Here is a 3,688-nt window from a genome sequence, read left to right on the forward strand (position 1 = left end):
GTCCCCTGGCGCAAGCCTGGCCCACCGACGATCCAGGTCTGTCGCGGGCGCAGCGGCGCGAATTGCAGCGGCTGCTGATTGCCCGCGGCTATGAGATCGGCGAACCCGATGGCATGATCGGCAAGCGCACCCGCGAGGCCCTGCAGACGGCGCAGCGCGAGCTGGGCCTGCGGCCGGATGGCCGCGCCGGCCTGAAGTCGCTGCAGGCCCTCCAGGCAGGGAAGGCCGCCAACTGAGCGGGCGCGGATAGACAAGCTTTGCAAAGATCCCGGGACTCATCCATCAGATGACAGGCAGGGCGCCGGGCATGGGCCTATACTGGTTTTCCGATTTTTCAGGAGCACGATGATGAGCCTATTGGATACCTTGGCCTCGATGGCCGGCGGCGGTCAGCAAGGGGGCTCGGCTTCGCTGCTGCCCGCGCTGATCGAGCAACTGAACAAGTACCCGGGCGGCCTGTCCGGCCTGATCGCCAGCTTCCAGAAGGGCGGCTTGAACGAGATCGTGGCCTCGTGGGTGGGCACCGGCCAGAACATGCCGGTCAGCGCCGACCAGCTCGGTTCCGTGCTGGATCCCGGCGTCGTCAACGAACTGGCCGCCAAGACCGGGCAGGACACGGACTCCGTGCTCGGCTCGCTGTCCTCGCTGCTGCCGCAACTGGTGGACAAGGCCACCCCCAACGGCGAGGTGCAGGGAGAGCAGCAATTCAACCCGACCGATCTGCTGGCGTCCTTGTCGGGCATCTTCGGCAACCGCGCAGGGTAAGTCTTATCGCCAGGCAGCCCATGCAGGCGTCCGCGCCTGCTTCCACCGGCCGGCGGCGCCTGTTGCAGGGCCTGGGCGTGGCGGCGCTGGCCGCCAGCCTGCCCGCCTGCGCGCCAGCCTGGTCGGTGCAGAGCACCTTCTGGCAATTGTGGCCCAGCCACCTGGAATTGAGTCCGCAGGCCTGGCGCGAGCGCATCGCCGCCATGCACGCGCTGGGATTCCGCGAGATCATCATCCAGTGGGTCGGGGCCAGTGGCGGGGTCCAGCCCTGGCAACTGCCGGCGCCCACGCTGGCGCTGATCTTCGACGAGGCGGAGCGCCTGGGCATGGGACTGCAACTGGGCCTGCCCTACGACGAGCGCTGGTGGCGGCAACTGGGCAATCCGGATGACGCGGCGCTGGCCGCTTTCCTGCAGGCCGCGCAGGCGCAGGCGCTGGCCTATGCGCGGGCGTCGAACGCAACCGGGCTTGCGGCTTTCCGCGGCTGGTACATCCCTTATGAGATCGAGCAGCACAGCTGGGCCGCGTCCGATCGCCAGGCGCGTTTGGCGCAATGGCTGCGCGAGCTGTCCGATCCGCTGCTGCAACAGACTGGGCGGACGCCCACGATATCCACGTACCACAGCAAGCTGCCGGGAGCGCTGAGCCTGGCCGACCTGTGGAGCGGATTGCTCGACGCGGCAAGGCTGAGACCTATGCTGCAGGACGGTGTGGGCGTGTCCGGCATGGCGGCCTATGAGACGCTGGAGCCGTTGCACCGCATGCTGCTGACGCGGCGCGCGCCGTTCGACCTGATCGTCGAACTGTTCGAGGAACTGCCGTCCGAACGCCAGGACGGCACCACGTTCAATGCCCGTTCCGCCGATGCCGCGCGCGTGCGCCGGCAGTTGCGCATCGCGCGGCGCTACCGCGCGCAACGCGTGGTCGCCTTTGCGGCGGATCCCTGGCTGATCGGGCCTACGCCCGAGGCCGAGCGCTTGAGGCGGGAGTGGCCGCTCTAGGCGGCCGATACGCAGGCCGGAGGGGAAGGGCTAGCGCGGTTGCGCTGCGGCCATGGCCTTGAGCTGCGCGCAGGTCTTTTCCTTGTCGGCTGCGCTCAGCGCGCCCAGTTGCGTCTTGGCCTGGCCGTAGGACTGCGAGAAGGCGGTGTCGAAGTCAGCGGCCGACATGCCCTGCGCGCTGGTCGCGGTCTTCTGTTGTTGCTTCATCTGCTCGAGCTGCGCTGCCGGGTAGGCATTGCAGTACTCGGCAGCGGCATGCATCTGCCCGCTCAGCGCAGCCAGGTTGGGCATCTGGCCCGGCATGGTCTGTTGGGCGAGAGCGGCACCGCTGGCCAGGGTCAGGGCGGCGGCGGTCAGGGCGAAACGAGCTTGTTTGAAAATCGGCAATTCAATCTCCAACGCGGTGAGGGATCGGGTTTGCACGCACGGCGATTGCACTGCCTGCGTGGCGCGGAGCACTATGCCCGATTCATTGTTATGGGCTTATGAATCGTTGTAATGATGTGTATCAGCGGTTCAGTACGACAGCGTCATGTTCATGAACCAGCCCTTGGCGCGGTCGCTTTCGCCGCCGCCTAGGCTGGTGCGGTACTGGACGCCGAAGTCCAGGTAGGAGCGCGGCGCGTTGTAGTGGTCTTCGCGGAACCAGTAGCGCACGTTGAAACCGGGGCCCACGCCCAGCGACCACGAAGTGTCATGGTCGGACAGGACCACCGACCCGCTGCCGTAGCCGGGCAGGTCGTCGAGCTTGGCCACGCTCTTCTGCCACAGCCAGTCCGCGCCGATGACTGCGTACGGAAACAGCACCAGCTTGTCGCTGATGCTGGTGGCGCGGAAGCTGCGGCCCACGCGCAGTTCGCCAGACAGGAAGGCCTGGTCGCGCTTGAGGCGGCCGGAGGAACTGCCCAGGTCCTGCTGGCGCTGGCCTTTGGAATCCACCGAGTAGGCGGTGTAGCGGGCGCTATTGTCGTCCCAGGCATAGCCGGCCTGTGCATAGCCTTCGATGGTGAGCCAGCTCGGCACGTCCACGCGCAGTTCGCGGCCCTGGTAGTAGCCGTAGGTGACGTAGGACATCCAGCCCCCGGCGTTGCCGTTGAGCTTGTAGCGCGCGACCGCGCTCTGGTCCTGCAGGTTGGGATAGGCGTTGTGGAAGGCCTGCTGCGCCCCGCACTGCACCGCGCTGGATTCAGGGTAGGCGTAGCCCTGGCGGGTGGCGGACCCCAGGAAGAAGCGGCGTTCGATGCCGAAGGTCACGCCCGTATCGGCTAGCAGATAGCGCAGGCCCAGTGCGCCGATGGTGCTGGGGATGCCGGAGGAGGTGCTGTTGTTGCGGAAGCGTTCTTCGTTGGATCGGTCGTCCGGTGTGGTTGCGCCGGTGCAGGGGTCGACGTTCCTGCGCGACTCGTAGGTGCTGCCGCTGTCGTACAGCGTGTTGGAACTGCGCGCATAGGCTTCCAGCATGCCCCAGCGGTTGTTCAACTGTGGCGGACGCCAGAAGATTTCCGCAGTGCTGAATACCACGTCGCCAGGGGTGTTGATGGCGGCTCCGCCCAGGCTGGAACTGGCCGGCCGTGCGCCGCGATAGGAAGCGGAAAACGAGCCGCCCCATTCGCGCGACAGGGCGGCGACGCCGCTGCGCGTGTTGTAGCGTTCCAGCGGCGTCAGGCCCAGTTGGCCGGCGTCGTCCATGTCGATGGCCTGCTTGAGCGAGTCGGTGGCGGCGCGGTTGTCGCCCATCGCGGATTGCGCGTAGGCCTGGTCCAGGATCAGGCGCGGCGGCGCCTGGCCGGTCGCGCGCGCAGCCGCGAAGTCTGATACCGCGCCTGCGGGCTGGCCCAGGCGCTCCGCCGGGAACGACGTAGGTGACCACTCCCCCGGCCGAGTAGTCGAAGTCGGGGCCGGCATAGACCTTGAGGTTGGCC

The 3,688-nt window shown here is 67.4% G+C and carries 5 protein-coding genes; 3 read left to right on the forward strand and 2 right to left on the reverse strand.

Features of this window, described 5'->3' with window-relative positions:
• From VIR09_RS01100 to VIR09_RS01110, 3 genes are all read left to right on the forward strand, one after another.
• Window positions 1–236: peptidoglycan-binding domain-containing protein (locus VIR09_RS01100; RefSeq protein ID WP_332010926.1), on the forward strand; the 236-nt coding region annotated here is incomplete at its 5' end.
• A 112-nt stretch (window positions 237–348) separates the two neighbouring features.
• The gene (locus VIR09_RS01105) at window positions 349–765 is read left to right on the forward strand and encodes a YidB family protein (RefSeq protein WP_332010928.1); all 417 of its coding nucleotides are present in this window, start codon (window positions 349–351) and stop codon (window positions 763–765) included.
• A gap of 20 nt (window positions 766–785) precedes the next feature.
• On the forward strand, window positions 786–1,766 hold the full coding sequence (locus VIR09_RS01110; RefSeq protein ID WP_332010931.1) for a DUF4434 domain-containing protein: 981 nt from the start codon (window positions 786–788) through the stop codon (window positions 1,764–1,766).
• A 30-nt stretch (window positions 1,767–1,796) separates the two neighbouring features.
• Here VIR09_RS01110 and VIR09_RS01115 read toward each other — a convergent pair whose 3' ends face one another.
• Window positions 1,797–2,153 (reverse strand): hypothetical protein, encoded by a 357-nt coding sequence (locus VIR09_RS01115; RefSeq protein ID WP_332010933.1) that lies wholly within the window; start codon window positions 2,151–2,153, stop codon window positions 1,797–1,799.
• A gap of 129 nt (window positions 2,154–2,282) precedes the next feature.
• The coding region (locus VIR09_RS01120) for an NfrA family protein (protein WP_414639355.1) at window positions 2,283–3,688 on the reverse strand (1,406 nt) is incomplete at its 5' end.

This window comes from Achromobacter sp., assembly GCF_036567245.1.
GTDB lineage: Bacteria > Pseudomonadota > Gammaproteobacteria > Burkholderiales > Burkholderiaceae_B > Achromobacter.